Below are 25,057 nucleotides of genomic sequence, written 5' to 3'. Positions count from 1 at the left end.
TCCGTTTTTTTATATTTGAATATGGAAGAAAATAAATTTAATCAGATTATAAAGAGTGATTCTTTTGCTTTAATCTCAGATTTTGCAGAAATTTCATTGGACAGTTTAGCTAAAGACGAAATCATAAAAGACATACCAATGATTGGGACAATTTCAAAATTATTAAGTATTGGCACTACAATAAATGATAGATTGTTTACAAAAAAATTATTTCAATTTTTGAAAGAATTAGAAGATATAAACCAAGATCTAATTTTAAAAGAAATCAATTATATTGATGATTCAGAGAGATATACTCAAAAGGTTGGAGAAAAACTTTTGGAAATTATTACTAGGATTGATTCTGATGAAAAGCCTAAAATTGTTGGTAGACTATTCAAAAGTTTTCTTTTGAAAGAAATTGACTATAATAAATTTTTAAAGTTATCACATCTGGTAGAAAATGTTTTCCTATTAGAAATACTAGTGATAAAAGAAGCTGAAAAGTACCCAAGATCATTTATAAATAAATTAGGATACGAAGATTACATGTATTATTTAAATAGAGAAAAAATTAGTCAAGAATTATATAGTTATGGTATAGTTGAAAACATAAACCCAGATGCACAACCTTTTCCAAATAATGAATTCAAAAATCAAAATGTAAAATTATTAGAATTGGGAATTAATCTATTTAAATTTGGTTTAAAATGAATCAAATCTCAATCATCGGAGCAGGAATTGGTGGCCTGACTTTAGGAAACATCTTAAAGAAACACAATCTTGATTTTACAATTTACGAATCAGCACCGGAAATAAAACCTGTCGGAGCCGGAATCATGATGGCTGTAAATGCGATGCAGATTTTTGATAAACTAGGTTTAAAAGAGAAAATTGAAAATGCCGGAAACAAAATTCATGGAATTTCGATTACTGATGAAAAGCTGAAAACCATTTCTACCACGAATGTTCTGGCTTTGGAAAAGAAATTCAATTCCTGTAATGTTGCGATTCACAGGGCGGAGCTTCAGAAAATTTTAGTCGAAAATATTGGTTTTGAAAATATAAAATTAAATCATTCTTTAAAACAGATCTCAAGGAAAGAAAATTATCTATTAGAATTTGAAAACGGAAATGAGATTGAAAGCAAAATTGTTTTTGGAGCAGACGGCATTCATTCAAAAGTCAGAAATCAGATTTTAAAAACGGGAAACATCAGAAATGCTCGGCAAAAATGCTGGCGCGGACTGACCACTTTTGAACTTCCTGAAAAATACCATCATAATGCTTTGGAAATCTGGGGAAAAGGAAAACGTTTCGGTTTTGTGAAGCTTTCGGGAAATCTGGTGTACTGGTACGCTTTGGTAAATGAAAATAAATTTAAAGCAAACCATAATTTCACTGAAGAATTTAAAGACTTCGATCCGATCGTCTTAGAAATTTTAGAATCAACAAAAACTCAAAATATAATTCTGAACGATATTATCGACCTCACTCCTATTCCAAAATGGTATGCTGAAAATCTCTGTCTGGTTGGCGATGCAGCTCACGCCACGACGCCGAATATGGGACAGGGAGCCTGCCAGTCGGTGGAAGATGCTTATGTGATTGGAAAACTTTTGGAAAAAAGTCAGGATTTCAATTTGATTTTTGATGAATTTCAGAAAATCAGAAGAAAAAAGGTCGATTACATTGTCAAAAACAGCTGGACAATTGGAAAAATTTCGCAGTGGGAAAAAGGAAATTCTCTCCGAAACTTTTTGATGCGTTCTATGCCTGAAAGTTTAAATCAGAAAATGATTGAGAAAATACTGACGCTGGAACTGTAATTTTTAAATAAAAAAAAGTCTGCAAAAATATTTCGCAGACTTTTATTTTGAACTTTCAGGAGATTGTAAATCTCTCGCAGATTTGGGGAATTGTGCAGATTAATTTCAAAGAGAATCTGCATATCTTTTAAATCAGCGTGAAAATATTATTTTTTGTCAACCACAATTCTGTCTTTTCTGTTCGCCAGTTCCCAAGCCGTAGCAAAAACAAGCTGAGTTCTTTTTTGAAGCAAAGGAAAATCGATTTTCTCAACATCATCAGTTGGTTTGTGATAATCTTCGTGAATTCCATCAAAGAAAAATGCTACCGGAATATTGTTTTTCGCAAAATTATAATGGTCAGATCTGTAATACAATCTTTCTGTATCGGCAGGATCGTCGTATTTATAATTTAATTCAAGGCTGTTGGTGTTTTTATTTGCCGCCTCAGTGATCACTTTCAACTGTGAGCTCAGCATTTCTGAACCGATGACATAAACGTACTGTTTGCCACGATTCTCAGGATCATCACGACCGATCATGTCAATATTTAAATCTGCAACCGTATTCACTAAAGGAAAAACAGGATTGTCTGTATAAAATTCAGAACCGAAAAGTCCGTGCTCCTCTCCTGTCACGTGAAGAAATAAAATCGAACGTTTCGGGCCGTGTCCTGCTTTTTTCGCCTCATTAAAGGCTTTTGCAATTTCCATTACGGCAACTGTACCGCTTCCGTCGTCATCTGCACCATTGTACACTACTCCATTTCTGCTTCCAACATGATCATAATGTCCCGAAATTACAATGATTTCTTCAGGTTTTTCACTTCCTTCAATGAAGGCTAAAATATTTTCAGAATCAGGAAGACTTCCGCCACCACGCTTTGCCATGTAGGCTGCCGGAACCTTCTGGTAAAATGATCCAAGAGCTTTTGGGAAAGAAATTCCGTTTTGCTTATAGAAATTAATCATGTATTCACCGGCTTTCTTCTGTCCTTTGCTTCCGGTATCACGGCCTTCCATCTCATCAGAAGCAATCACGGTAAGATTTTTTTTAAGGCTTTCTAAACTGATACTCTGATATGCCGTTTTATAAGCTTTGCCTTCTTTTCCACTAGGTGTACTTACAGCAGCAGTTGCGGAATCAGTTTTTACTGCAGTAGAATTTGTACTGCCACAAGAGGAAAGAACAACCGCTGAAAAAAGCGGCAAAAGAATTTTATTCATGTAAAATATTTGTCTAAAATTAAGAAAAATATCTAAAATCTTATACAACTTAAGTTTTTTTATATATTTGATTGAAACTATGGAAACAAATTTACAATTTACTGATTATTCGTTTTTTACAGAGATGTCGCTTCTCGCTAAGCAAAATCAAAGCTACGACCTGTCTTTGGGATTGCCCGATTTTGAGGTGGATGAAAGACTCAGATTTTATTTAAAGGAATCTGCCGACAGCATTTCACACAGCTATGAATCTCTTGCGGGAAACCCTTTATTGATGGAGAAAATTGTTGAATTTAATGCTTCCAGACAAAATCCTGTATTGATTTCGAAAGAGGAAGTGAATATTGTTCCCTGCTCTACCTTTGCGCTGTACACTTCCTTAAAGTCAATTTTAAATTTTGGGGACGAAGTGATTATAATTCAGCCTTCTTACTACACTTATGCTCCTTCAATCGTGATTAACGGCGGTGTTCCGGTTTTTTATGAAGTGGAAGATGATTTCAGTATTTCCTGGGAGAAATTAAAGCTTCTTATTTCTGAAAAAACAAAAGCAATCATCGTCAACACACCTCAAAATCCTACCGGAAAAATCTGGGGTAAAGTGGATTGGCAAAATTTGTATGAATTAATTAGAGAAAATAATATTTATGTGATTTCTGAAGAAATTTATGATATTTACTGCTATGATGAGCATTTACATTACAGTGCTTTTTTACATCCGGAATTAAGAAAAAGAACTTTCAGCATTTTTTCATTCGGGAAAATGTTTCATTCAACGGGTTGGAAGGTGAGTTATCTTTTGGCTGCGCCAGATCTGCTTAAAACTTTCAGAAATCACCAGCAATATATTTCTTACAGTACCAATGCGCCTTGTCAGTACGCAATTGCAAAGTATCTTGATATTTTTGATCCTGAAGTTAACCGAAAAATTATGCAGAATAAAAGAGATGTTTTTTGTGAAATGATTGCCGAAACACCATTTATTTTAAATGAAAAATCACAAGGAGGATTTTTTCAGACTGTTAATTTCAGAGATATTTCCAAAACAATGACTGATGTGGAGTTTTCAAAATGGCTTACTGTTGAAAAAAAAGTGTCGTGTTTGCCAATGTCTGCGTTTTATCAGAATAAACAGGATTCAGATTTTATACGGTTTAGTTTTGTGAAAAAAGATGAGATTATCATTGATGCGCTGCAGCATTTGAAAATGAATCTTTAAAAATAATTTATTTATCATCGTAATGTCCCCAAAGTGAAAGAATGAGAACAACTACCTTCTCATTTTCAATTCTATAAATCAATCTGTGTTTTCCTGAAATTCTTCTGGACCATGTTGCCTTTGAATAATATTTTAGCTTTTCAGGTTTGCCGGTTCCCGACTCGGGGTGTTCTCTTAATTCGTTAAGAATTTTATTAATTTTCAGTAATAATTTTTTATCTCCCGATTTTTTATGTTTTTCAATGTCGGAAAATGCCAAATCTGTCAATTCCAATTCAAAAATCATAGACCTAAAATTTCTTTCTGTTTGTCTTTTGAGAGAATATTGGTTTTTCCCTCATTTGACTGCTGTATCGACTTATCAATCTTGGTATAGAATTCTTCTTCGGTCAAAATGGTATCGGCCTCTCCTATCTCAAATCTGACTTTTAATTCTTCCAATAAAGATTTTAACAGAGATTTCTGCTTTTCATCCTTCGGGTATACAATTATACTTTCCATTTCATAATTAATTGATTAATACAAATATAAAGGTTTAGAATTAAATATAATTAAGGAATTTTACAGATAATAACTTTCACAAAAAAAAGCAGACAAAAATTGCCTGCTTTAATATTTAATATCAGAGATTAACCTGCGTATTTATCATTGTAATCTTCCATTGAAGCGTTTATAACTTCCTTTGCAGCTACAGCTCCGTACACCTGATCGATTCTGCATTTTGCAGGCTCGTTTGGTAGGTTTTTGTAGGTTAAAAAGTAGTGCATCAATCTGTTTACTTCAGCTTCCGGAAGTTCAGAAATATCTGTGAAATGACCAAAAGCATGATCTCCCAATAAAACTGCTACAATTTTATCATCAGCTTCTCCGCCGTCGATCATTTTAAATCCGCCGATTGGTCTTGCCTCCATCAGAATCCCTCCTGAACTGAAATTGTGCGAACTTAAAACACAGATATCCAAAGGATCGTGATCGCCCATTGTTACGTCTGTAGAACCGCTTTCAACAGCAAGTTTCATCACTCTTTGGTCACAGTACGTCTGTGGAACAAAACCGTAAAGTGCAGGGATGATATTTGAAAATTTCTGAGGTCTGTCTACTTTCATGAAACCTGTTTCTTTGTCAATTTCGTATTTAATTGTATCTGAAGGAACAATTTCTACAAAAACATTTACGGTTTCAGGTGCATTTTCCCCTGCAGAAATTCCATGCCAAGGGTGTGCAGTAAATTTTTGAGTCATTATTATAAATTTATTATTTTTTAGTTTATGCAATAATTTTGATTTCTTTTCTGAGATCTTCGATGGTATCGGCGATGTAGTCGTTTTCGCCCATGAAATTCATCAGAAAAACAGTTTTATAGTCGCTTAATGAAGCATTGTTGTTTATGCCGTCGTAAGTTTTATGGAGAAGCTCTATCACAGCATTTTTAGAATCAACAATATTCTTCCATGAATTTTTTGTGATGTAAAGCTGCTGAGAAGCGTTATACTCAAATTCTTCTGTGATAGATTTTTCTGTAAGAAAGATAAACTCGTGTATCGCCAAATCTTTATCAAATTTCTGAATGAGATTGGAAGGTTTTATTCTTTCCAGAAAAAGAGTCATTCTTTCATAAGAATGTGCTTTATTTTCTGAGTTTGATTTTATGCTCAACATCTGTAATTCCTTATTTTTAAGGTTGATGTAAGTGTACACAAACTGCCTCAGCAAAACCAAAAAAGGTATCGCCACAATCAGAGCAAAAGCATACGGTAAATATTCTATAAGTCCAGTCATAATTTGAGGGTACAAAATTACGATATTTTCTCTTAAAAATGAGTAATTGATTTATTTGCCCCGAAAGATCAGTTAAATTGAGATTTAAAGCAGTTCTTCCCTGAATAAAATATTCTTAAAAGCTTCCGCAGCAAGATGTACCTGCACAGCCCAATCGTCGGCGGCATCGCTGTTGGCATCATCAGAAATATATTTAAGTGAAATGAACGGAATATTTTCCTGCCACGCAATCAAAGCAAGTGAATAAGCTTCCATGTCGATGACGTTGTATTCTGTGTTGATGTGATTGGTCTCGAAACTGTCGCCGGTTCCGCAAATTCCGACCGGAAGATTCTCGATTTCGATACCGTTTTCAAGAATGATCGGGATTTTGGAAAGCGGTGTTTCAAATTTCTTAAAACCAAGTCCCTGCACATCCATATCGCGCTGGATAAACTTTGTACAGCATACAACATCTCCTTTTTTAAAACCAAAACCGCCCGCAGAACCGAGATTTACAATCAGTTTCGGTCGTTTTTCGTAAATGGCTTTCGTGAGATTGATGGCAGCTGTCACTTTCCCGATTCCTGTGATGACTTTTCGGGTATGATTAAACATTTCTTTGGCTTCGAATTCCAGTGCGAAGACAAAAAGAATATCTTCTAAGGGATATTGATGGTCTTTATTAAATTGAATCATGTTAGGTTGAGGCGGAGTTTGAGGCTAAGGTTAAGGTTGAAGTGAAATTTTTTTAGAATTTATTAAATTTCACAGCCGTCTTCGCCACAGGTAGCATCATTATTGTTGCTCAGAGTAACTGTGTTTTCGTTGTAGGCCTGTGTAATTGCTTCTTTAAAAGTTTCGACAGGTTGTGCTCCCGAAACGCCATATTTTTGGTCTATTACAAAAAACGGAACACCTGAAATCCCGAGTTGGGAAGCTTCGATGATTTCATGTTTTACTTCTAAATCTATTTCTTGATTCGAAAGCGCTTCTGTAATATCTTCAGATTTTAAACCTAAATTTTCGCCCAAATTGATTAATATTTTCTCATCGCCAATGTTTTTTCCGTCCAGAAAATGAGCTTTGAATAACTCTTCTTCCATTTCAGCACCTAAATTCTTTTTCTTAGCTAAATGAATGAGCTTATGTGCAGGAAAAGTATTGGTAATGATGGCATTTTCAAAATTAAAATCAATTCCCACAGATTTTCCCATTTCGGTAACCTGAGCGGTCATCTGTTTTGCCTGAGCTTCAGGAAAGCCTTTTTTATCTCTGAAATATTCTGCAGTTGTTGTAGACACGCCTGTTTCAAGACTTGGATCAAGCTGAAAACTTTTCCATTCAACATCAATTTTATCTTTAAACGGAAGTTCTGCCAAAGCATTTTCAAAATTCTTTTTTCCAATGTAGCAAAACGGACACATCACGTCTGACCAGATTTCAATCTTCATTTATTTAAATTTTTAATAGGTAAAGATAAAAATAATGTTGTTGAAAAGACTGGCTTTCCAAATGACTTTCGTACTGTTTTGTTAATTTTCAGTACGCTTTTCTAAATATTCTAACGTAAAGGTTAAAATATGTTATTTTTTTCATTATCCCGTGATTTTAATCGGGATTAATTTTTACTTTTATTCCCAGTTAAAGTGATTTAAAAAATAGTTTATGAAAATAATTTCTACTGCAGTTTTTTGTCTGATGGCAGGAGTTTTATCAGCTCAGTCTACACAGTTTATCTACGAATATAAATTTAAACCAGATTCCCTCAACAGAGAAAAAGTTACCCTTGAAAATATGGTTCTTGAAACGAAAACTGAGGGTTCCAGATTTTTAAGTCAGAAAAAAATTGTTGAAGATTCCATTCTTGATGCAAGTTTAAAACAGATGAACGGAGGAGGTGGAAAACCTATTGATCTCACAGAAATACGGCAGCCTGCAGTAAGAGCTGAAGTATCCAAAAAATACCCATCATATGAAACTGTCTATAAAATTTCGCCAGGTTCTATCCCACTAGCAATTACTCTGTCAAAAAAACCTGAATGGAAAGTGTCAAAAGAAAAATCTGAAGTATTAGGTCACAAGGTACAGAAAGCAACAACAAAATTTGCAGGCAGGGAATGGATTGCCTGGTTTGCACCGGAAATTCCTATTCAGGACGGTCCGCATCAATTTTATGGTCTTCCAGGACTTATCGTAAAAATTGAAGACTCTAAAAAAGATCATACTTTCATTTTGGTTGGAACTAAAAAAGTTACTTCTTCAGAACCTGAAAAAAAACACAGAATCACAGGAAGGGAAATCGTTTTGGATGAGGAAAAATTTAAAAAATACTGGCAGGATTACAGGAAAGATCCTGTGAAAGATATGCGACAAGCCATTTTATCGACCTCCGGAGCTGTGGTTACATCAATGACTTTTAATGGAAAAAGCTATTCGCAGGAAGAGATGATGAGAGAATCTGAAAAAGCCCGAAAAGAAAGTCTGAAAAATGAAAACAATTACTTAAACCTTGAATTATATAAACCTTAAAAATACTTAATTATGATGAACGTAAAACTACTTTTGGGAGGTGTGATGATTACAGTTTCAACTTTAATCTTTGCGCAGGAGAAACAGGAAAATACACTTCAGTTTAAAGGAGATTTTAGGCAAGTGAATAAAGGAAAGAATATGGTAACTTACACAGGAAACGTTTCTTTTAAGTCTGAATATTTCAATTGCGAAGCCGAAAAGACCATTTGTGATACTGAAAAAAATGAAATTACCATTTACAAGCCGAAAAACTTAAAGTTGATTAAAGTCGATGAACTTGAAAAACTACCAGGAGAAAGAGATTTTATTGTCTTTAATACCAAAACTAAAAAACTCACATTTTAAGAAAATTCTCTTTATAAATTCTTATTCAAAAAGAAACAGCCGCTGAAAATCAGCGGCTGTTTTATTGTTTTTAAAGTTGTTTATTAACTTCTTCTGCTCATTAAAATACTTAAAATATACCAAAACAAAAGCATAATCGAAGCGAAAAGCTGTAAAGCTGCTCCAACGTATTGATCTGTTGCATAAGAATCTTTCAGTTTGCTGGTCTGGTACAGAATCGTTGCAGAAGCCAAAATCACCATACCCACAGAGAACCAAAGACCAAGATTAAAACCGAAAAGCATTCCACCCACAATCAGTCCAATTGCGATGAAACCGCCGATGGTAATAATATTTCTTAAGAATGAAAAATCTCTCTTTGACGTGAAAGCGATTGCTGAAATTCCCGCAAACATTGCGATGGTAAGTGTTGCTGCCTGAACGATAATGTTTCCAGCTCCTTCTTGAGCCATTGCATAATAAATCATTGGCAAGAAAATCGCAGCCTCAAGTAAAATATAAACACCTAAACCTAAATACTGTACTGCCTTACTTTGAGATAAAGTCCATTTTGTAGCTAAAAAAGATGCAAGCCAAAAAACTCCCAAAATAAGTAGCCAACTGTATCGCTGCCCGATCATCAGGTAGATCACTTCAGCAGGAACAATATTGAGCAATACCGTTTCAACACCGATAAATGCTAAAATTGCCAAAGCAACGTGCGTGTAAGTTTTTCTGTAAAAATCGCCTCTCTCGATGTCTGTAGAATGCGATACTAAAACATTCGTGTTCATAATTATATAATATCTGTTTAAATTTTATTGTCTGAATTCAGGTTTTATACCTAAAATTTTCCCGTCCTCTTCGAAGATTGCCGTCACAAGGTCAGCCGGCGGTACAGATTTGTCATCCACAAATTTATACTGAATCGCAGGATACGTTTCATTGTTGATAATCGTCTGATAACCGCTTTTGTAAACTTCCATTTTTCTGTCGAAACTGATGCCTCCTGAAAGTTTTTTAATATGATCATCCGTTACTATTTCCTTCACCTTTTCTGAAAGTAAAGAAGAAATCTTTGTTTTATCTGAATTTTTCATTGCCAACACAAAGCTTTGAAAATTAGAATCATACAGTTTTATCTTATCTTTAGAAAGTTCAGATTTCAGGTCTGTTTTTTTGCTTTCAACCACCCTGATTCCTCCTGTCGTCTGCGAGAAAAAGAGTTGTGATAAAATCAATGCCGAAAAGACAATCAGCTTTTTCATATTCTGGATTTTGGTAGGATGAAGATACAAAAAATTATCAGATCTCTGAGAGAAATTTCATTGTGTCCACATTATCCGCATACGTATCAAGGCTCGGATTCTGAGCTTCACCAAAAGGAACTGCATTTTCAAAACCTTCAGCTTTAGAAACTACGCATTGAATACTTTCTTCATTTTCAGCTAGAAAGTTTCTCACTTCATCCAAATTTTCATACCTGCTGAAATGAATCACAGAAAGCGGACTGAATAGCTTTTCATCTTCTTTCAACATAACAAAATTGTTATCCCAGAATTTATCCTGATTTAAAAGATAAACTGCACGGTTGTAATCGTAATTATTGGCGTATTTATTATGATTGATGATTTCTTTAAAATCAATAAAACTCTCAAAAATTCTGTCGATTAAAAAATCTTTTGGCACAAAAAGTCGGGTCACATTTCTGCATCCCAAACCAAAATACTGGAAAATATCTTTAGCCAAAAGCTTCAGTTCTTCCTCGGTTTCATTTCCTGAAATTACGGCTACAGAAGTTCTGTTTTTACGTATGATTGAAGGATGTTTTTTGAAATAATACTCAAGATAACGCGCTGTATTGTTGCTTCCTGTGGCTATTACTGCATCAAAATCTTCAAGTCTCTCTACAATTTCATATTGAAGATTCCCATTGGAGAATTCTTTCCACTTTTTAAGTAAAAAAGGAAGCATTAATTTGTCTTTGAAAGATAATTTAATGACCGGAATATGATTGCTCAGAATCACAGAAATCACATCATGAAATCCCACCATCGGAATATTTCCTGCAAGTATCAGCCCGACTCTCTTCTGAACTTTATTTTCGGAATATTCGCTCAGCCACTGCTCAATTTGGGTACGATTTAAAACAGAAATCCACTGTTCAAGAGCTGATTTTTGATTTTCCTGTGTAAACCACGGATTTTCAATTTCGGATCTTTTCAATATTTGCTCAAATTCCAGATCATTTTCATTAAAATTCTCGGGATTTTTTGATAAATATGCTTTTATCCAGTCACTTAAATGGATAAGTTCTAAAACTCTCTGCTCCACATTCATAATTCGTTTCGTTTGGGAATATTTCGTAATTTTGTGCAAATTTAAAAAAAATTAGCGATGGCTATTAAAATAACTGATGAATGCATTAATTGCGGAGCCTGCGAACCGGAATGTCCCAACAATGCAATATATGAAGGTGCCGTAGACTGGAAAGCTTCTGAAGGAACAGAACTCAGCGGAAAAGTGACGATGCCTTCCGGACTTACAATAGATGCAGATTCTCCGCAGGAACCTGTGAGCGACGATGTTTACTTTATTGTAACAGATAAATGTACAGAATGTAAAGGCTTCCACGAAGAGCCTCAATGTGCTGCTGTCTGTCCTGTAGACTGTTGTGTACCGGATGAAGACCACGTAGAAACAGAAGAAGCACTGCTTGAGAAAAAAGCTTTCCTTCATGGTGAATAAAATATGCCGTCTCAACTGAAATGAGGCGGTTTTTTTTTATCTTTAAACTTTTAAAAATATAAACTCTAATAAATAAACCGCAGCTTAGAAACTGCAAAAAACAATTTGAAATTATGGGCAAAAAGCACAACTTCAGCGCAGGACCTTGTATCTTACCTCAGGAAGTCTTTCAGAAATCAGCGGAAGCAATTTTAGATTTTAACGGAATTGGTTTGTCTCTTCTTGAGATTTCCCACAGAAGTAAAGATTTTGTAGCTGTAATGGATGAAGCGCGTGCCATTGTAAAAAGATTAATGAATCTTGGTGATGATTATGAAGTGCTTTATTTGGGTGGCGGTGCGAGCTTACAGTTTGCAATGGTGCCTTACAATATCCTGAAGGTTGGTGGTAAAACTGCTTATCTGGATACAGGAGTTTGGGCTGCCGGAGCCATTAAAGAAGCAAAGAAAGTGGGCGAAGTTGATGTGGTGGGTTCTTCAAAAGAAGACAATTATTCTTACATTCCTAAAGATTATAAAGTAGGTTCAGAATACGATTATTTCCACTGTACATCAAACAATACCATCTACGGAACGCAGATTAAAGAATTTCCTGAAGTGGATACTTTAATGGTTTGCGACATGAGTTCAGATATTTTTTCAAGACAACTGGATTTCTCTAAATTTGATTTAATCTACGCCGGAGCTCAGAAAAATATGGGCCCTGCCGGAGTTACTTTAGTGGTTATTAAAAAAGAAATTTTAGGAAAAACAGGAAGAGAAAATATGTTCTCAATTCTTGATTATTCTCAGCATATTTCTAAAGAATCTATGTACAATACACCACCGGTCTTCCCTGTTTATGCTACTTTGCTTACATTACAGCATTTGGAAAACAATGGTGGAATCGCAGCTGCTGAAGAAAGAAATATTGCCAAAGCTAAATTATTATACGATACCATTGATAATCATCCTTTATTTGAGACGTATTGTCGTGACGAAGACCGTTCTTTGATGAATGTTTCATTTAAATTAATTGATGATTCCAGGAAAGAAGAATTTGATACTGCGTGGAAATCTGCAGGCATCAGCGGGCTAAACGGTCACCGCAGTTTAGGGGGATATCGTGCAAGTATTTACAATGCCTTACCTATTGAAAGCGTGCAGGTTTTGGTTGATGTGATGAATTCAATAAAATAACTTATATTAGACGACCCAATTTTTAATATAATTAAAAGTAAAATATCAGACATTGGAACAGGATTTTTCTTTTTCTGATGTCTGATATTCACTAAATAAAATGAGCATGAAAATTTTAGCCAACGACGGAATTTCAAAAAGTGGAGAAATCGCACTCAAAAATGCAGGTTTCGAGTTTTTGGAGCACAAAGTTGCTCAGGATCACCTTGCTGATTTTATTAACGAAAACAACGTCAGTGTTCTTCTTGTAAGAAGTGCAACCAAAGTAAGAAAAGAGCTCATTGATGCCTGCCCAAGCCTGAAAATTGTTGGAAGAGGCGGTATCGGGATGGACAACATCGATGTGGAATACGCCATTGAGAAAGGGCTTTACGTCATTAATACACCAACGGCATCCTCAAAATCTGTTGCTGAACTTGTTTTCGGACATTTTTTTTCTCTTGCGAGATTTCTTCATGAATCCAACAGGCTGATGCCTTTGGAGGGTGACACGCATTTTGATGCAATGAAAAAATCGTTTAACAAAGCCTGTGAACTTTCTGGTAAAACTTTGGGCGTTATCGGTTTTGGAAGCATCGGTCAGGAAGTGGTAAAAATCGGAATTTCTCTAGGTATGAAAATTAAGGTACTGACAAGAAAACCTAGAACTGAAGTTTTAAAATTAAATTTTTTTGACGGACAGAGTTTAAATTTCGAAATCACTTCTATAAACGATACTGATGAATTTCTGAAAGAATCTGATTTTATCAGCATCAACACACCAAAAACCAAAGAATATATTATTGATACTCCACAGTTTGAAAAAATGAAAGATGGAGTGTTTATTGTAAATACTGCAAGAGGCGGCGTTCTGAACGAAGTTGCCCTACTCGACTTTATAGAAAGCGGAAAAGTTGCAGGTGCAGCTCTTGATGTTTTCGAAAACGAACCTAAACCTGAATTAATTCTTCTCATGAATCCTAATCTTTCACTTTCACCACACGTTGGCGGAAATACCATGGATGCACAGGAGAAAATCGGGCTCGAGCTTGCTGAGCAAATTATTAAAATCAACCAAACTATATAATAAAATATGCCTGTTTTTAGACCATTCCGCGGAATCAGACCTCATAAAGACCATGAGTCTACTTTCCCTACGCACCCTTTAGACAATTTCACTCAGGCTCAGATTACAGAAAAAGCTCAGAAGGAAAATACATATATCAATATGATCAAACCCTATGTGGTGAGCAAATCTAAAGATGTAGACAGGAATCTAAGGAAAATACGCACAACTTTTGAAGAACTTCTCGAGGAAAATATTTTGGTGCAGGACAGCTCTGCATTTTATCTTTACGAGCAGATTTATCCAAATAAACAGGTTTACAGAGGTTTAATGGGACTTGCGAGTATTGAAGATTTCTGGAACGGAAAAATCAAAAGACACGAAAGTACCATTCCACAGAAAAAAGAGAAACTGGCTCATTATTTAGATAAAGTTAATTTGCAGGCAGAACCGGTTTTACTGACCTATCAGTCGAGTCCGAAAATCGAGCTTCTGATGAATCATGAGGAAAAAAATGTTCCAATTTTCAACCATGTAGACACCATCGGAATCAGACATAAAATCTGGAGAATCGATAACCGTTTAAAACTTCAGCAGTTTAAAGAAGTAATTGACCAGATTGATTCTTTTTACATCGCTGACGGGCACCACAGAATTGGCTCTACAGCGCTTCACGCTCAGCGTTTGAAGGAAAAAAACAAAAGACATACAGGAACCGAAGCGTATAATTTTGTTTACAGCTTTATCGTTTCAAACCAATCTATCAAAATTCACGATTACAACCGTATCGTCACTGATCTCAATGGTCTTTCGACAGAGGAATTTTTAAAGAAAATCGAAAAATACTTTTTGATTCACGAAAAAGGTGAAACTCCGTACTACCCTTCTCAAAAGTTCCATATTTCTATGTATTTGGACGGGAAATACTACTCTCTCCACGTAAAACATGATCTCCGTTCTCAGGAAATGTCTTTGGACAATCTGGATCACCATCTTTTAGACAAATACATCATCAATGATATTTTAAATATCGAAGATTCAGACAGTTCCGATAAAATCTCTTACGTAAAAGGTTCTTCCAATCTGGCAGGAATCAATCTTCTGAAAGAAAAAGTAGATAACGGTGAAGGCAAAGTAGGATTTGGGATTTTCCCTGTAAGTTTTAATGATATGATTAAAATTTCAGATTTAAAGTTAAGAATGCCACCAAAATGTACTTTTATAGAACCAAAATTGGTTACAGCATTGTTAATGTATGACATGAAACAGTAATTATTTTATTTTTTAATTAAATTTATGCTCTGAAATGATTCGGGCAGTTTTAAAATGAAAAAAATTCTCATTATACTTCCACTCTTTCTGAGTGGATTTTTATTTTCACAGAAAAAACCTGTAAGGAAGCCCAAACCGGCAGCTGAAAAGTTTAATTATCATTCTGAATTCAAAAAAATATCAGATGAAATTATGATTAACGGAACTGCATACAACAATCTGGGCGAACTGACGAAAGGTGTTGGCGCAAGATTCAGCGGAACTGCGGGTTACACTAAAGCTGCAGATTGGGCAGAAAAAAATCTGAAAGAAGCAGGCGCAGAAAAAGTCTGGAGACAGGATGTAAAAGTTCCCGTCTGGATCCGTGGGCGTGAATCTCTGCAAATTAAAACATCCAACGGTGACTGGAAATCCATCAGAATGCTTTCTTTCGGGAATTCTGAAGGTACAGGCGGAAAAGATCTGATTGCAGATCTGATGATGATTAACGATGTGAAAGATTTAAACAAACTCACTTCCGCAGATGTTAAAGATAAAATCATCTTCGTTAATTACCCGATGGATCAAACGTATGTAAATACTGTTGATGCTTATTTAGCTGCCGCAAAAAACAAACTTCTTGCAGCTTCCGTAATTGGTCAAAAAGGAGCAAAAGGTTTAATCATAAGATCTCTAACCACGGCTAATGACGATGTTCCACATGCAAAAATGATTGTCTACGAACCAGATGACAAGGCAAGAATTCCTGCGGTAACCATTGGAGCAAAATCTGCTGATGAACTGGAGAAATTATTGTCTAAACAAAGTGTTAAGGCAAAACTGAATATGTCTGCACAGTCTAAAGGCGAAACAGTTAACCAAAATATTATCGCAGAAATTCCCGGAAAAAAAGACGGGAAAATTATTTTACTGGGAGCTCAGCTCGATTCATGGGATTTTGCTGAAGGTGCACACGATGACGGTGCTGGTGTAGTGCAATGCATTGAGGTTTTGCGTGCTTTTAAGGCTTTAGGTTTGGAAAATAATCATACAATCAGAGTCGTATTGTATGCTAATAGCGAAAATGGCGGTCAGGGTCGCGATATGTACGCAGCTTATGTTAAGAAGAAAGAAGAAAAACATATTCTGGCATTAGGTTCAGATTCTGGTGGATATTCCCCGAGAGGTTTCAGGCTAGATATGTCTCCACAACGGAGAAGGTTGATTTTTGAATGGAAAAATTATTTTCTGCCTTACGGCGTTTACGATTTTGATCAGACTGAAGCCATTCAGGATGTTTTACCACTGAAAAAAATAGACATTCCCCTGGCTGAAATGGTGGTTGACACTCAACGATATTTTGATTACCATCATTCCACCGAGGATACTTTTGATAAAGTAAACAGGCGCGAACTGCTTCTGGGAGCGGTGGTGATGAGTCAGATGGTTTTTATGATCGACAAAAACTGGTAATAAAAAACGGTACTTTTCGGTACCGTTTTTTTATGTCAAAACATTGATTTAAACAAAATCAAAGCAATGTCTGTATTTACTGTCTGAAATTTTGGTTATAAAATGGCCGTATTGCGGGAAAATTACACCTCTCTCCTCCTCAATGCAAAGAATTTTATTTTCTTCGTCATAATAAAGTGAAAAGTATTCAAAACTTTCATTATCAATCTCTTCTAAAAATTTCTGAATTTCTGCAACGCTGATACCTTTTATTGCAATGTCACCAAGCATTTCGCCGGCCTCTGATAGGAACTCGATCTTTTTCATCTTTGTATTTTTTCACCAAAATTAATAAAAATTTTGCAATTAGCAAGAAAAAAAATGTTTAGTTCATATATTTCCATCTTTCTGATAAAATTACAGCATAAAGTATTGTTTATTGTAAAAAGTTGGTAAAAAATGATTATAGATAGAAAAAAGTTAAGCATTTTCTCCAAATCGTGAATATCAAATTCATTAATATATTAACAAAAATGTATATTATTAATAAAATATATAATTAAATAGAATTTTTTATTAGAATTAAATTTTTGAAATTAAAAATATTTACCTTTTTATATTAATCAATGTAAATTCTAATATATTACTGAAAACTTATAAACCGTTTTGCTTTCATATTTTTCATCTGGATTTAAGACAGTTGAAGGAAAAGAGCTACGATTTGGTGAATCCGGAAAATGTTGGGTTTCAAGACAGAGTCCTGTGCGGAAATTATTTTTCCCACCTGTCTTCGTTTCAAATTTTCCGTCCAGAAAATTCCCGGTGTACAGCTGAATTCCCGGTTCAGTGGTAAAAATTTCCATGTTTCGACCTGTTTTCTGATGAAACAAATTTCCTGCACTTCGCAAACCATTGCCATTCAAAACCCAGCAATGATCGTAGCCTTTTCCTAGTTTAAGCTGCTTATGATCCAGATTAATATCTTTGCCGATTTCCTTCATACTGCTAAAATCAAATGGAGATTCTTTTACATCAGAGAGCTCACTGGTTGGAATTGAATGTTGATCAATTGGGAGATAGTGATCAGCGTTGAGCTGCAGTTGATGATCTGTAATTTCCTGAGAATGATCCCCAGAAAGATTAAAATAAGAATGCTGCGTGAGATTGATGATTGTCGGTTGATCTGTTGTCGCAGAATATTCAATTTCAAGTGCGTTTTCGTCTGTAAGAGTGTAAAGCACCTTCACAGAAAGGTTTCCGGGATAGCCTTCTTCCCCATCTTCACTTAAATAATGCAAAGCAAGAGAACAGGATTCTGAATTTTCTAAAATTTCTGCATTCCAGATTTTGTTGGAAAATCCCTGTTTACCGCCGTGGATATGATTATTGCCTTCGTTTTTTGTCACCTGATATTCCTTACATTTAATTGAAAATCTGGCATTTGCAATACGATTGGCATATCTTCCAACCACTGCACCGTAGGTATATTGATTAGAATTGAAATAATCTTCAGAATTTTTAAAACCTAAAACCACATCATCAAATTTCCCGTCTCTATCGGGAACTTTCAATGAAGTAATAATTGCTCCGAAATTGATGATTTCCACCTGCATCCCGTTTTCGTTGCGAAGGATATATTTGTTTATAGGTTCGCCATTTGCTGTTTTTCCGAATTCTTCTGAGATTAATTTGTTCATGCGATGTGATAAAGTTTAAATTTTAATCTTCAACTTAACTGCAATTTCTGCAAAACTCGTGAATAAAGCAAGATTTACATTTTTAAAACAAAAAAAGCCCCGAAATGGAGCTTTATATTCAGACTTCTTTTGAAGTTTTTACTGTTTGGAAGATTGCGATTTTATCTGTCGTTTTCTTTTCAATCATACCGTGTGGAGGTCTTGGTCTTTCGGGTCTGCGTGGTGGTTCCGGTCTTTTTGGTCTTGGTGGCGGATGGCATGCTGCCAACAAAAATGCCAGCGTAAGTACGGAATAGATCTTTGTTGAATTTTTCATATCGAATAATTTTGATGTATTTACTTTTAAACAATCAAAATGCCAAATCAGCCCGAAATATTTTTTAATTATAAAGAATTCACGAAATTTTCAAGTCTTTTCAAACCTTCCGTCAGGATTTCTCTGGGGCACGCAATATTAATCCGCATAAAACCTTCGCCAGCCAGGCCGTATCTGTTTCCCGCATTGAGTTTAAGTTGAGCTTCATTGATTAATCTATCTTCTAAAATTGTTGAGTTTAAATTCAAATTTCTGCAGTCCAGCCACATCAGATAAGTTGATTCAGCGTGAACTGTTTTTATTTGAGGAATTTTCTCCTCAATATAACTTTTAGCAAAAAGATAATTTTTAAAAATGTAATTTTTCATTTCCATCATCCAGTCTTCACCAAAGGTGTAAGCTGCGGTAAAAGCTTCTGCTGAAAACGGATTGAGCCATTCGGTTTCCTGCTGTTGAAGCGTTTTTCTAACTTTTTCTAAACTTTCTGCCTGATCACAGATAATGTAAGCTGCAGACAAACCTGAAAGATTGAACGTTTTACACGGCGAACCCAAAGTAAACGAAATCAGATCATAATCAGCTGCAATTCTAGCAAACGGAATATGTTTAAAACCTTCAAAAACCAAATCAGAATGAATTTCATCCGAAATCACGATCACATTATTTGCAGAACAGATTTCAGCAATTTTCCTGAGATCTTCTTCCTTCCAGACTTTCCCAATGGGATTGTGTGGATTGCAAAACAGTAAAAATTTTGTCAATGGGTCTGATGCTTTTTCCTCTAAATCATCAAAATCGATTGAGTAAGAATTTTCTCTGTAAATCAAATCGTTGCAAAAAGTTTCTGCACCGCTGTTTTTCACAGTTTCGAAAAAATGATCGTAAACCGGTGGCTGCAGGATTATTTTTTCATCTGTTTTCAAAAATGTTCTGATGATGGCAGAAACACCCAAAAGCATTCCCGGAACAGGCAGGATTTTATCTGCAGAAACGGTAAAATGATAATGCTTTTTTAACCAATTGATTGTGCTTGTTTTAAAATCAGGTGAGAGAAACTGGTAGCCCATCATTCCCGACAATGCCTTATCTGTAACGGCTTTCTGAATTTCCGGAGCGATTTTAAAATCCATATCTGCCACCCACATTGGGAGAATATTGTCAGCAAAAAAATCCCATTTTACCGAATTGGTATTTCGTCTTTCGATGATTTCATCAAAATTGTATTTCATTGAGTCTGATTTAAATTTAAAGATAAAAAAATCATCAAAACTGTTATGAATAAAGCTTTGATGACTTTTAAATGTTACAAGATATATTCTATTTTTTTAGATTTTTATCAATCTGTTTCTCTGCTGATTTGGCTTTGGCTTCCTGAGCTTTTTTATCTAAACGCTGCTGTCTGCGGGTTTTCTTTTCTGCTCTTTGCTCCTGTCTGATTACTTTATTTATTTTTTTATTGTAGAGTGCTTCTGTAATTCCCTGTCCGTTTTTACTCAGAAATTTGATTTTTGGTTTCTCATGTGTTCCGGTTACCACGACTGGCAAACCTATCCATCCTCCTGGTGGCAATCCGATTCTGACTAATAGATCAAGAAGACCGTTAAAACTCGTGGTTCCGCTCACAGAAGGTCTTAAAACCGAAACTTTAAAGGTAAATTTATCTACGTGAATCAGATTGTTTTTAATGTGCGTTTCAATGTCAACACCTTTCATATCGGGATCATTAAACCCTTTCGAACCAATACCATTTCCTACTGCAGAGAGCATTTTCAGGTTTTTTACTTCCACATCACGGAGATTGATCACACCACCGCCTTCAAGCGACGGATAAATTGGGTTCATGTTTTTATCAAAATCACCTTTCAGTTTGTAGTCTATGGAAACAATTCCTTTCACATCTTTAGCAGATGTTGCTACTTCTTTAATCATGTCAATTTCCTTGTACGCCCTTTGAACATTGAAATCCTGAACTTTTACCGCCACATCATAATTAGCCGTAAGCGGAGATTCATCCTGATATCTTGCGTCGATACCCATCCGGCTTCCAATAATGTCGAACGTAGTGTTTTTTAAATAGACCTGACCGGAATTTACAGATGCCGTTCCTTTCACATTATTTAATCCTAAACCCTGAAATTCTACTTTACGTGCGTTGACACCAAGAGATACATCCAGATTTTTCGGAATAACCACCACACCACTGCTGTTGGGATTTTCAACTTTGGCATATTCCACATCGATGGATTTTTTGGAATTATCGCCACTTTTCAGAGCCATAAATTCATCAACAAGAATGTATTTTGAATTTAAATTAAACTTTCCGTGCAGTGTTCCTTTTCTTTCAATAAAATAATTGATGGTATTTAAAAGATGCCCGTTCAGTGCAAAATCTGACTTTCCATAATTGGCAAAGAACTTTCTGAACCACATTTTTTCATTTTCAAACTCGAAATTTCCTTCTCTGATGAAGAATGATTTTGGAAGCGTTTCTGTTGTCGCTTTAATATTTTTCAGAATCAGTGTTCCTTTGTTATCAAGCTTGCTGTACTGACCTGTTGTTGCATAGCTTTGTCTTCCTTTTAAAGATAAATCTGCCATAATTAAACCAGAAACATCGAAACCTTTTTTAGCAAATACTTTATAAATTCTTCCCACATTCAGCGTTCCTTTTGCACGGACTTTATACAGCAAATCCTCAAAATTCTGCAGTTCTGCATTGATGAACACCGGATTTCCTTCAAAATCAAATTTAAATGGGTCGAGTTTTACACCTAAACTTTTAAATGTTCCATCGGTATTGCTTACGTTCGCTAAAATGTTGATATTCTGAATCGCATTTGGATAATATGAAGTTTTCAGCCAGCCATTTTTAAGATTAAAATAACCTTTCGTTTTAGGAAAAAGTTTTTTGTCTAAATTAAAAATCCCGTTGGATTGAATATCGGTGTCAATGAAGCCTTTCATATCAATCTCGTTCAATCCCAGAGCGTCATCAAGTGTCTGAAGATTGACAGCACCTTTTATTTTTGCGTTGACTAATATCTCGTCTAAACCTTTGGTCTTCACCACAGCGCGGAAACTGTTATTTTTACCCAAGTCAAAACTTAGATTCTTAAGATCGATTGTGAGTATGTCGGTATTCAAAGCCGGTAAAGCAACATTTAAATCCATATTCAGATTGTTCATCGGAACCGGAGCTTTCGCATTGGAAACAAAGCCTTCTTTTACCAAAAGTCTTGCATTTAAATTGGGTTTCAGGTTCCTGGCTTCACTGAATTTACCTTTTAGACTGAAAAACAGATCGCTGTTCCCCTGAATTTTAGTGTCTTTTGCCCATTCCAGATATTGTGGCGGCAAAACTGAAATCATATCGCGAATTGTTGTTTTTTCTGAAGCAGCTTTAATGTCCAGATCATATCCATCTTTAAGAATACTCAAAAAACCTGTGAACTTTAAAGGAAGTTCGTTAATTCTCAATTCATTTTTCCTCAAAACAAAAGTCAAAGCATCGGTATTGATTCTTGTAATTAAATCTGCATGTAAAGTTTTCTGTTTGGCGTAATAAATTCGGTCTAAGCTGAAATCAAGTTTATTAATATCCAAATCGGTCTGAAGATCAAATACATCTTCACTGAGACCACCTTCACCTGTGTAATTCAAACCTTTTGCGTCTACCAAAACTCTGGCAGAAAGGTCATGGTATTTTACATTCCAGTTTTTAAATTTTATTAAATCCAGTTTTATTGAGGCTCCGCTTTCCGTTGAATCTTTCGGTTTTTCAGAAGGTTTTGAAACGTAAACGTTGTAATTCGCCTGACCTTTTGTATTCACAAAAACATTGGCAACCGCATCTGTAACGTAGATTTCATCGATTTTTACTTCACCATCGAAAATCAGATTCTTAAGATTAATTCCCACAGAAACTTCCTTAGCTGCAAGCAAAGTGTCTTTCTGAAAAGGTTTTGAACCTTTTAAAAGTAAATCATCCACTGAAACCGTGAGCGAGGGAAAATGTCTGAAAAACGTGAGATGCGTTTTTTTATAATCAAGCTCGCCCGCAAGATGTTTGTTGGCAAAAGACTTCACCTGCTTAGAAATGGTTCCGGGAAACAGGACAGGAATAATGAACATTAGAAAAAGTACCGTGACAACGGCAATTCCCGTCCATTTAAATATCTTAAGGATTATGGTTTTCAGTTTTTTCATTGTAAGAAATTTGGTGATGAGATCCGAAGGAATTTTCAGAAAAAAATCTTAAAAATCTTTGATCAATTTGCTTTGAACAAAATCTGTACCTATTGCACTTATGAGCAGTTTTTCATCCTCTTTTAAAATTTATTAGCATACTGTTTGATAGGCAAATATCCATACCTTTATAAACTTTTAATTTCCCTCCAATGATTGACAATACCTTTGGTAAAAATATTATTCCTGATAACGAGGAAGAGAGGTTAAGGGCACTGCACCGGTACCGCATTACAGATACTCCGTCTGAAGAAAGTTTCGACGGAATTGCCAGGCTGGCGGCTCAGATTTTTGATGTGCCCGTTGCTTTGATTTCTTTGGTTGATGCAGAATCTGTTTTCTTCAAAGCAAATTTTGGGATGGGAAATGCAAAAAAAGCCAACCGCGGAAAAAGCCTTTGTTCTCTTGCTGTGCTTGATAAGGATGTTACTGTATTCGAAGATGCCTTGAAGGAGCCATGTCTGCTTTCAAATCCTAATGTTATCGGAGATTTTGGTTTGCGGTTTTATGCTGGAGCACCACTTACAACGCAGGACGGCTACATGATTGGTACCCTCTGCATCATCGATCAGAAACCACGTACTTTTGATAGTCACGATAGTAAAATTCTGCAGGGACTTGCCAAAACTGTGATGGATCAGATAGAACTACGGCTTTCTGCACTTGAAACAATTGAAAAGTTGGCCAGAATCAATGAGGAATCACGTGAGTACAACAATAAATTAAATTTATCCAATAAAAAACTGGAGCAGAGCGAGCTCAGGTTAAAGTCTTTTATTACCAAGGCCCCAATTGCGTTTGGTATTTTGCGCGGTGATGATTTAATTGTAGAAACCGCCAACGAGATGATCTTAAAAGTATGGCGAAAAGACAGGGATGTTATTGGAAAGCCCATTCGCGAAGCACTTCCTGAACTGAAAGACCAACCCTATTTTGATATTTTGGCAAATGTATTAAAAACGGGGAAGCCTTTTTTTGGTAATACTGCCAAAGCAATTTTAGAGGATGAAGGTGTTTTGCACGAAGGCTGGTTTGATTTTATTTACGAACCTCTAAAGGATGAGAATGGTAATACCTCATCAATTATTGTGATTGCCAACGAAGTGACCGATAGAATCAACAAAAAGGAAGAACTGGAAAACCTGAATCAACGGTACGAACTTGCACTGAAAGCCGGTCAGCTTGGAACGTACACTCTGGATCTGAAAACGGGTAAAATGATCTGCAGCGATGTTTGCAAAAGTAATTACGGAAGATCCAGCAGTGACAGATTTGATTTTGACGATTTTATTGAAACCGTGGTTCCCGAACACAGAAAAATGGTCAGTGAAAAGGTAAATGATTCGATAAAAAGCGGGATGCCCTATAACTCTGAATATCTGATACAAAGGCCTGACGGCTCCTTTCACTGGATGAATGCCTCCGGTTTGCCAAGTTACGACGCAGATGGCAACCCCGCATTTATGACAGGTGTAACTTCCAATGTAACGAAGAGAAAAAATTACGAGACGCAAAAAGACGATTTTCTCAGCATCGCAAGCCACGAACTGAAAACTCCGATTACAAGTTTGAAAGCGAGCATTCAGCTTCTTGACAGGCTTAAAAATAAACCAACACACGAAAAAATTCCGAAATTAATCGAGCAGTCTACAAAAAGTATCGAAAAATTAACAGGTCTGGTAGATGATCTTTTAAATCTGAACAGATTAAGCGGAGGAAGAATGGAACTGGTAAAAACTGAATTCAATGTTTCTGAAATGCTGGAATCCTGTTGTGAATTTACAAGACTTACCGACAGCCATAAAGTGAAAATTACCGGAGATCAGAATATTAAGGCATTTGCAGATGAAGACAGAATTGATCAGGTGGTGGTGAATTTCCTCAACAATGCTGTGAAATACGCGTCTCAGTCAAAGGAATTTCATCTGAATATCGAAAAAACTGATGACTTTATAAAAATTGGGGTGCAGGATTTCGGTGACGGCATCGATGAAGAAATACAGCCGTATCTTTTTGAAAGATACTTCAGGGCCAATCATGAAGAGAAACATTATTCAGGTTTGGGACTCGGGCTTTATATTTCCGCTGAAATTATCAAGCGACACGGCGGCGAGATCGGTGTGGAAAGCAAGAAAGGTAACGGCAGTACTTTCTGGTTTACGCTTCCCGTTTAGGTTCTCTTATTTTATCTGAATGAAAATCAGGAACGATGAGCTGACAATGATAAATTCTCATAATTCAAATTTTAATCAGAAAAGAAATTTAGAATTAAATTT

The 25,057-nt window shown here is 35.6% G+C and carries 26 protein-coding genes; 12 read left to right on the top strand and 14 right to left on the bottom strand.

Annotated elements, in window-relative coordinates; genetic code table 11:
* The first annotated feature begins 21 nt into the window (after positions 1-21).
* Both NG809_RS01845 and NG809_RS01840 read left to right on the top strand, forming a co-directional pair.
* Complete coding sequence (locus tag NG809_RS01845; RefSeq protein WP_262147550.1) at positions 22-693, top strand: hypothetical protein; 672 nt, start codon at positions 22-24, stop codon at positions 691-693.
* Positions 690-1,808 carry an FAD-dependent monooxygenase gene (locus NG809_RS01840; RefSeq protein ID WP_262147549.1) on the top strand — a complete coding sequence of 373 codons (1,119 nt, stop codon included), beginning with the start codon at positions 690-692 and terminating at the stop codon, positions 1,806-1,808. Before NG809_RS01845 ends, NG809_RS01840 begins: the two co-directional genes overlap by 4 nt.
* Positions 1,809-1,954: 146 nt before the next feature.
* Here NG809_RS01840 and NG809_RS01835 read toward each other — a convergent pair whose 3' ends face one another.
* Positions 1,955-3,013 carry a M28 family metallopeptidase gene (locus NG809_RS01835; RefSeq protein ID WP_262147548.1) on the bottom strand — a complete coding sequence of 353 codons (1,059 nt, stop codon included), beginning with the start codon at positions 3,011-3,013 and terminating at the stop codon, positions 1,955-1,957.
* Positions 3,014-3,092: 79 nt separating this feature from the next.
* Between NG809_RS01835 and NG809_RS01830 the strand changes: the two genes are divergently transcribed.
* Positions 3,093-4,232: an aminotransferase class I/II-fold pyridoxal phosphate-dependent enzyme gene (locus NG809_RS01830; protein WP_262147547.1), complete on the top strand. Its 1,140-nt coding sequence runs from the start codon at positions 3,093-3,095 to the stop codon at positions 4,230-4,232.
* Positions 4,233-4,239: 7 nt separating this feature from the next.
* Here the strand turns inward: NG809_RS01830 and NG809_RS01825 are convergent, their stop codons facing one another.
* From NG809_RS01825 to NG809_RS01800, 6 genes are all read right to left on the bottom strand, one after another.
* Positions 4,240-4,518, bottom strand: a complete 279-nt coding sequence (locus NG809_RS01825; RefSeq protein WP_262147545.1) for a Txe/YoeB family addiction module toxin — start codon at positions 4,516-4,518, stop codon at positions 4,240-4,242.
* On the bottom strand, positions 4,515-4,733 hold the full coding sequence (locus NG809_RS01820; RefSeq protein WP_262147543.1) for a DUF2683 family protein: 219 nt from the start codon (positions 4,731-4,733) through the stop codon (positions 4,515-4,517). Before NG809_RS01820 ends, NG809_RS01825 begins: the two co-directional genes overlap by 4 nt.
* 128 nt (positions 4,734-4,861) lie before the next feature.
* Entirely contained in the window at positions 4,862-5,473 is a 612-nt protein-coding gene (locus NG809_RS01815; RefSeq protein ID WP_262147541.1) for an inorganic pyrophosphatase, read from the bottom strand.
* A 25-nt stretch (positions 5,474-5,498) separates the two neighbouring features.
* Positions 5,499-6,011 carry a DUF7935 family protein gene (locus NG809_RS01810; RefSeq protein ID WP_262147539.1) on the bottom strand — a complete coding sequence of 171 codons (513 nt, stop codon included), beginning with the start codon at positions 6,009-6,011 and terminating at the stop codon, positions 5,499-5,501.
* A gap of 84 nt (positions 6,012-6,095) precedes the next feature.
* The gene (locus NG809_RS01805) at positions 6,096-6,689 is read right to left on the bottom strand and encodes a 5'-methylthioadenosine/S-adenosylhomocysteine nucleosidase family protein (protein WP_262147537.1); all 594 of its coding nucleotides are present in this window, start codon (positions 6,687-6,689) and stop codon (positions 6,096-6,098) included.
* A gap of 62 nt (positions 6,690-6,751) precedes the next feature.
* A complete protein-coding gene (locus NG809_RS01800) occupies positions 6,752-7,444 on the bottom strand; it encodes a DsbA family oxidoreductase (protein WP_262147535.1) in 693 nt (230 codons plus the stop codon).
* A 214-nt stretch (positions 7,445-7,658) separates the two neighbouring features.
* On the opposite strand from NG809_RS01800, the gene NG809_RS01795 reads away from it, so the two are divergent.
* Positions 7,659-8,522, top strand: coding sequence for a GLPGLI family protein (locus NG809_RS01795; RefSeq protein ID WP_262147534.1), 864 nt, complete (start codon positions 7,659-7,661; stop codon positions 8,520-8,522).
* A gap of 12 nt (positions 8,523-8,534) precedes the next feature.
* Positions 8,535-8,870 (top strand): hypothetical protein, encoded by a 336-nt coding sequence (locus tag NG809_RS01790; RefSeq protein ID WP_262147531.1) that lies wholly within the window; start codon positions 8,535-8,537, stop codon positions 8,868-8,870.
* An 83-nt stretch (positions 8,871-8,953) separates the two neighbouring features.
* On the opposite strand, the gene NG809_RS01785 is transcribed toward NG809_RS01790, so the two are convergent.
* Genes NG809_RS01785 through NG809_RS01775 form a run of 3 tightly spaced genes read right to left on the bottom strand, consistent with a single transcriptional unit; the run spans position 8,954 to position 11,189 of the window.
* The gene (locus tag NG809_RS01785; protein ID WP_262147529.1) at positions 8,954-9,643 is read right to left on the bottom strand and encodes a Bax inhibitor-1/YccA family protein; all 690 of its coding nucleotides are present in this window, start codon (positions 9,641-9,643) and stop codon (positions 8,954-8,956) included.
* Positions 9,644-9,667: 24 nt separating this feature from the next.
* The gene (locus NG809_RS01780) at positions 9,668-10,117 is read right to left on the bottom strand and encodes a peptidylprolyl isomerase (RefSeq protein ID WP_262147527.1); all 450 of its coding nucleotides are present in this window, start codon (positions 10,115-10,117) and stop codon (positions 9,668-9,670) included.
* A gap of 37 nt (positions 10,118-10,154) precedes the next feature.
* Positions 10,155-11,189, bottom strand: coding sequence for an acyl-CoA reductase (locus NG809_RS01775; RefSeq protein ID WP_262147525.1), 1,035 nt, complete (start codon positions 11,187-11,189; stop codon positions 10,155-10,157).
* A gap of 57 nt (positions 11,190-11,246) precedes the next feature.
* On the opposite strand from NG809_RS01775, the gene NG809_RS01770 reads away from it, so the two are divergent.
* From NG809_RS01770 to NG809_RS01750, 5 genes are all read left to right on the top strand, one after another.
* Positions 11,247-11,597, top strand: a complete 351-nt coding sequence (locus NG809_RS01770; RefSeq protein WP_056079778.1) for a 4Fe-4S dicluster domain-containing protein — start codon at positions 11,247-11,249, stop codon at positions 11,595-11,597.
* 113 nt (positions 11,598-11,710) lie between these two features.
* Positions 11,711-12,775, top strand: coding sequence for a 3-phosphoserine/phosphohydroxythreonine transaminase (gene serC / locus NG809_RS01765; protein WP_262147523.1), 1,065 nt, complete (start codon positions 11,711-11,713; stop codon positions 12,773-12,775).
* A 106-nt stretch (positions 12,776-12,881) separates the two neighbouring features.
* Positions 12,882-13,841, top strand: coding sequence for a D-2-hydroxyacid dehydrogenase (locus NG809_RS01760; RefSeq protein ID WP_262147521.1), 960 nt, complete (start codon positions 12,882-12,884; stop codon positions 13,839-13,841).
* A gap of 6 nt (positions 13,842-13,847) precedes the next feature.
* Positions 13,848-15,092, top strand: coding sequence for a DUF1015 domain-containing protein (locus tag NG809_RS01755; protein WP_262147519.1), 1,245 nt, complete (start codon positions 13,848-13,850; stop codon positions 15,090-15,092).
* A gap of 54 nt (positions 15,093-15,146) precedes the next feature.
* Positions 15,147-16,544: a M28 family peptidase gene (locus NG809_RS01750; protein WP_262147517.1), complete on the top strand. Its 1,398-nt coding sequence runs from the start codon at positions 15,147-15,149 to the stop codon at positions 16,542-16,544.
* Positions 16,545-16,592: 48 nt separating this feature from the next.
* Here NG809_RS01750 and NG809_RS01745 read toward each other — a convergent pair whose 3' ends face one another.
* Both NG809_RS01745 and NG809_RS01740 read right to left on the bottom strand, forming a co-directional pair.
* Positions 16,593-16,850, bottom strand: a complete 258-nt coding sequence (locus NG809_RS01745; RefSeq protein WP_262147515.1) for a hypothetical protein — start codon at positions 16,848-16,850, stop codon at positions 16,593-16,595.
* Positions 16,851-17,158: 308 nt separating this feature from the next.
* Positions 17,159-18,220: an aldose epimerase family protein gene (locus NG809_RS01740; RefSeq protein WP_262147513.1), complete on the bottom strand. Its 1,062-nt coding sequence runs from the start codon at positions 18,218-18,220 to the stop codon at positions 17,159-17,161.
* Between the two features lie 104 nt (positions 18,221-18,324).
* Between NG809_RS01740 and NG809_RS01735 the strand changes: the two genes are divergently transcribed.
* Positions 18,325-18,516: a hypothetical protein gene (locus NG809_RS01735; protein WP_262147511.1), complete on the top strand. Its 192-nt coding sequence runs from the start codon at positions 18,325-18,327 to the stop codon at positions 18,514-18,516.
* Between the two features lie 88 nt (positions 18,517-18,604).
* Here NG809_RS01735 and NG809_RS01730 read toward each other — a convergent pair whose 3' ends face one another.
* On the bottom strand, positions 18,605-19,765 hold the full coding sequence (locus NG809_RS01730; RefSeq protein ID WP_262147509.1) for a MalY/PatB family protein: 1,161 nt from the start codon (positions 19,763-19,765) through the stop codon (positions 18,605-18,607).
* Positions 19,766-19,853: 88 nt separating this feature from the next.
* Complete coding sequence (locus NG809_RS01725; RefSeq protein ID WP_262147507.1) at positions 19,854-22,742, bottom strand: AsmA-like C-terminal region-containing protein; 2,889 nt, start codon at positions 22,740-22,742, stop codon at positions 19,854-19,856.
* A gap of 191 nt (positions 22,743-22,933) precedes the next feature.
* On the opposite strand from NG809_RS01725, the gene NG809_RS01720 reads away from it, so the two are divergent.
* Complete coding sequence (locus NG809_RS01720) at positions 22,934-24,955, top strand: ATP-binding protein (protein ID WP_262147504.1); 2,022 nt, start codon at positions 22,934-22,936, stop codon at positions 24,953-24,955.
* Positions 24,956-25,057 lie beyond the last annotated feature (102 nt).

Source organism: Chryseobacterium foetidum (assembly GCF_025457425.1).
GTDB classification, from domain to species: Bacteria; Bacteroidota; Bacteroidia; order Flavobacteriales; family Weeksellaceae; genus Chryseobacterium; species Chryseobacterium foetidum.
This window is presented reverse-complemented; position numbering and strand designations above follow the sequence as displayed.

Coding starts and splice junctions, on each gene's coding strand:
- NG809_RS01845 (WP_262147550.1), top strand. CDS start 22: ATGGAAGAAAATAAATTTAATCAGATTATAAAGAGTGATTCTTTTGCT.
- NG809_RS01840 (WP_262147549.1), top strand. CDS start 690: ATGAATCAAATCTCAATCATCGGAGCAGGAATTGGTGGCCTGACTTTA.
- NG809_RS01835 (WP_262147548.1), bottom strand. CDS start 3,013: ATGAATAAAATTCTTTTGCCGCTTTTTTCAGCGGTTGTTCTTTCCTCT.
- NG809_RS01830 (WP_262147547.1), top strand. CDS start 3,093: ATGGAAACAAATTTACAATTTACTGATTATTCGTTTTTTACAGAGATG.
- NG809_RS01825 (WP_262147545.1), bottom strand. CDS start 4,518: ATGATTTTTGAATTGGAATTGACAGATTTGGCATTTTCCGACATTGAA.
- NG809_RS01820 (WP_262147543.1), bottom strand. CDS start 4,733: ATGGAAAGTATAATTGTATACCCGAAGGATGAAAAGCAGAAATCTCTG.
- NG809_RS01815 (WP_262147541.1), bottom strand. CDS start 5,473: ATGACTCAAAAATTTACTGCACACCCTTGGCATGGAATTTCTGCAGGG.
- NG809_RS01810 (WP_262147539.1), bottom strand. CDS start 6,011: ATGACTGGACTTATAGAATATTTACCGTATGCTTTTGCTCTGATTGTG.
- NG809_RS01805 (WP_262147537.1), bottom strand. CDS start 6,689: ATGATTCAATTTAATAAAGACCATCAATATCCCTTAGAAGATATTCTT.
- NG809_RS01800 (WP_262147535.1), bottom strand. CDS start 7,444: ATGAAGATTGAAATCTGGTCAGACGTGATGTGTCCGTTTTGCTACATT.
- NG809_RS01795 (WP_262147534.1), top strand. CDS start 7,659: ATGAAAATAATTTCTACTGCAGTTTTTTGTCTGATGGCAGGAGTTTTA.
- NG809_RS01790 (WP_262147531.1), top strand. CDS start 8,535: ATGATGAACGTAAAACTACTTTTGGGAGGTGTGATGATTACAGTTTCA.
- NG809_RS01785 (WP_262147529.1), bottom strand. CDS start 9,643: ATGAACACGAATGTTTTAGTATCGCATTCTACAGACATCGAGAGAGGC.
- NG809_RS01780 (WP_262147527.1), bottom strand. CDS start 10,117: ATGAAAAAGCTGATTGTCTTTTCGGCATTGATTTTATCACAACTCTTT.
- NG809_RS01775 (WP_262147525.1), bottom strand. CDS start 11,189: ATGAATGTGGAGCAGAGAGTTTTAGAACTTATCCATTTAAGTGACTGG.
- NG809_RS01770 (WP_056079778.1), top strand. CDS start 11,247: ATGGCTATTAAAATAACTGATGAATGCATTAATTGCGGAGCCTGCGAA.
- serC (WP_262147523.1), top strand. CDS start 11,711: ATGGGCAAAAAGCACAACTTCAGCGCAGGACCTTGTATCTTACCTCAG.
- NG809_RS01760 (WP_262147521.1), top strand. CDS start 12,882: ATGAAAATTTTAGCCAACGACGGAATTTCAAAAAGTGGAGAAATCGCA.
- NG809_RS01755 (WP_262147519.1), top strand. CDS start 13,848: ATGCCTGTTTTTAGACCATTCCGCGGAATCAGACCTCATAAAGACCAT.
- NG809_RS01750 (WP_262147517.1), top strand. CDS start 15,147: ATGAAAAAAATTCTCATTATACTTCCACTCTTTCTGAGTGGATTTTTA.
- NG809_RS01745 (WP_262147515.1), bottom strand. CDS start 16,850: ATGAAAAAGATCGAGTTCCTATCAGAGGCCGGCGAAATGCTTGGTGAC.
- NG809_RS01740 (WP_262147513.1), bottom strand. CDS start 18,220: ATGAACAAATTAATCTCAGAAGAATTCGGAAAAACAGCAAATGGCGAA.
- NG809_RS01735 (WP_262147511.1), top strand. CDS start 18,325: ATGGAGCTTTATATTCAGACTTCTTTTGAAGTTTTTACTGTTTGGAAG.
- NG809_RS01730 (WP_262147509.1), bottom strand. CDS start 19,765: ATGAAATACAATTTTGATGAAATCATCGAAAGACGAAATACCAATTCG.
- NG809_RS01725 (WP_262147507.1), bottom strand. CDS start 22,742: ATGAAAAAACTGAAAACCATAATCCTTAAGATATTTAAATGGACGGGA.
- NG809_RS01720 (WP_262147504.1), top strand. CDS start 22,934: ATGATTGACAATACCTTTGGTAAAAATATTATTCCTGATAACGAGGAA.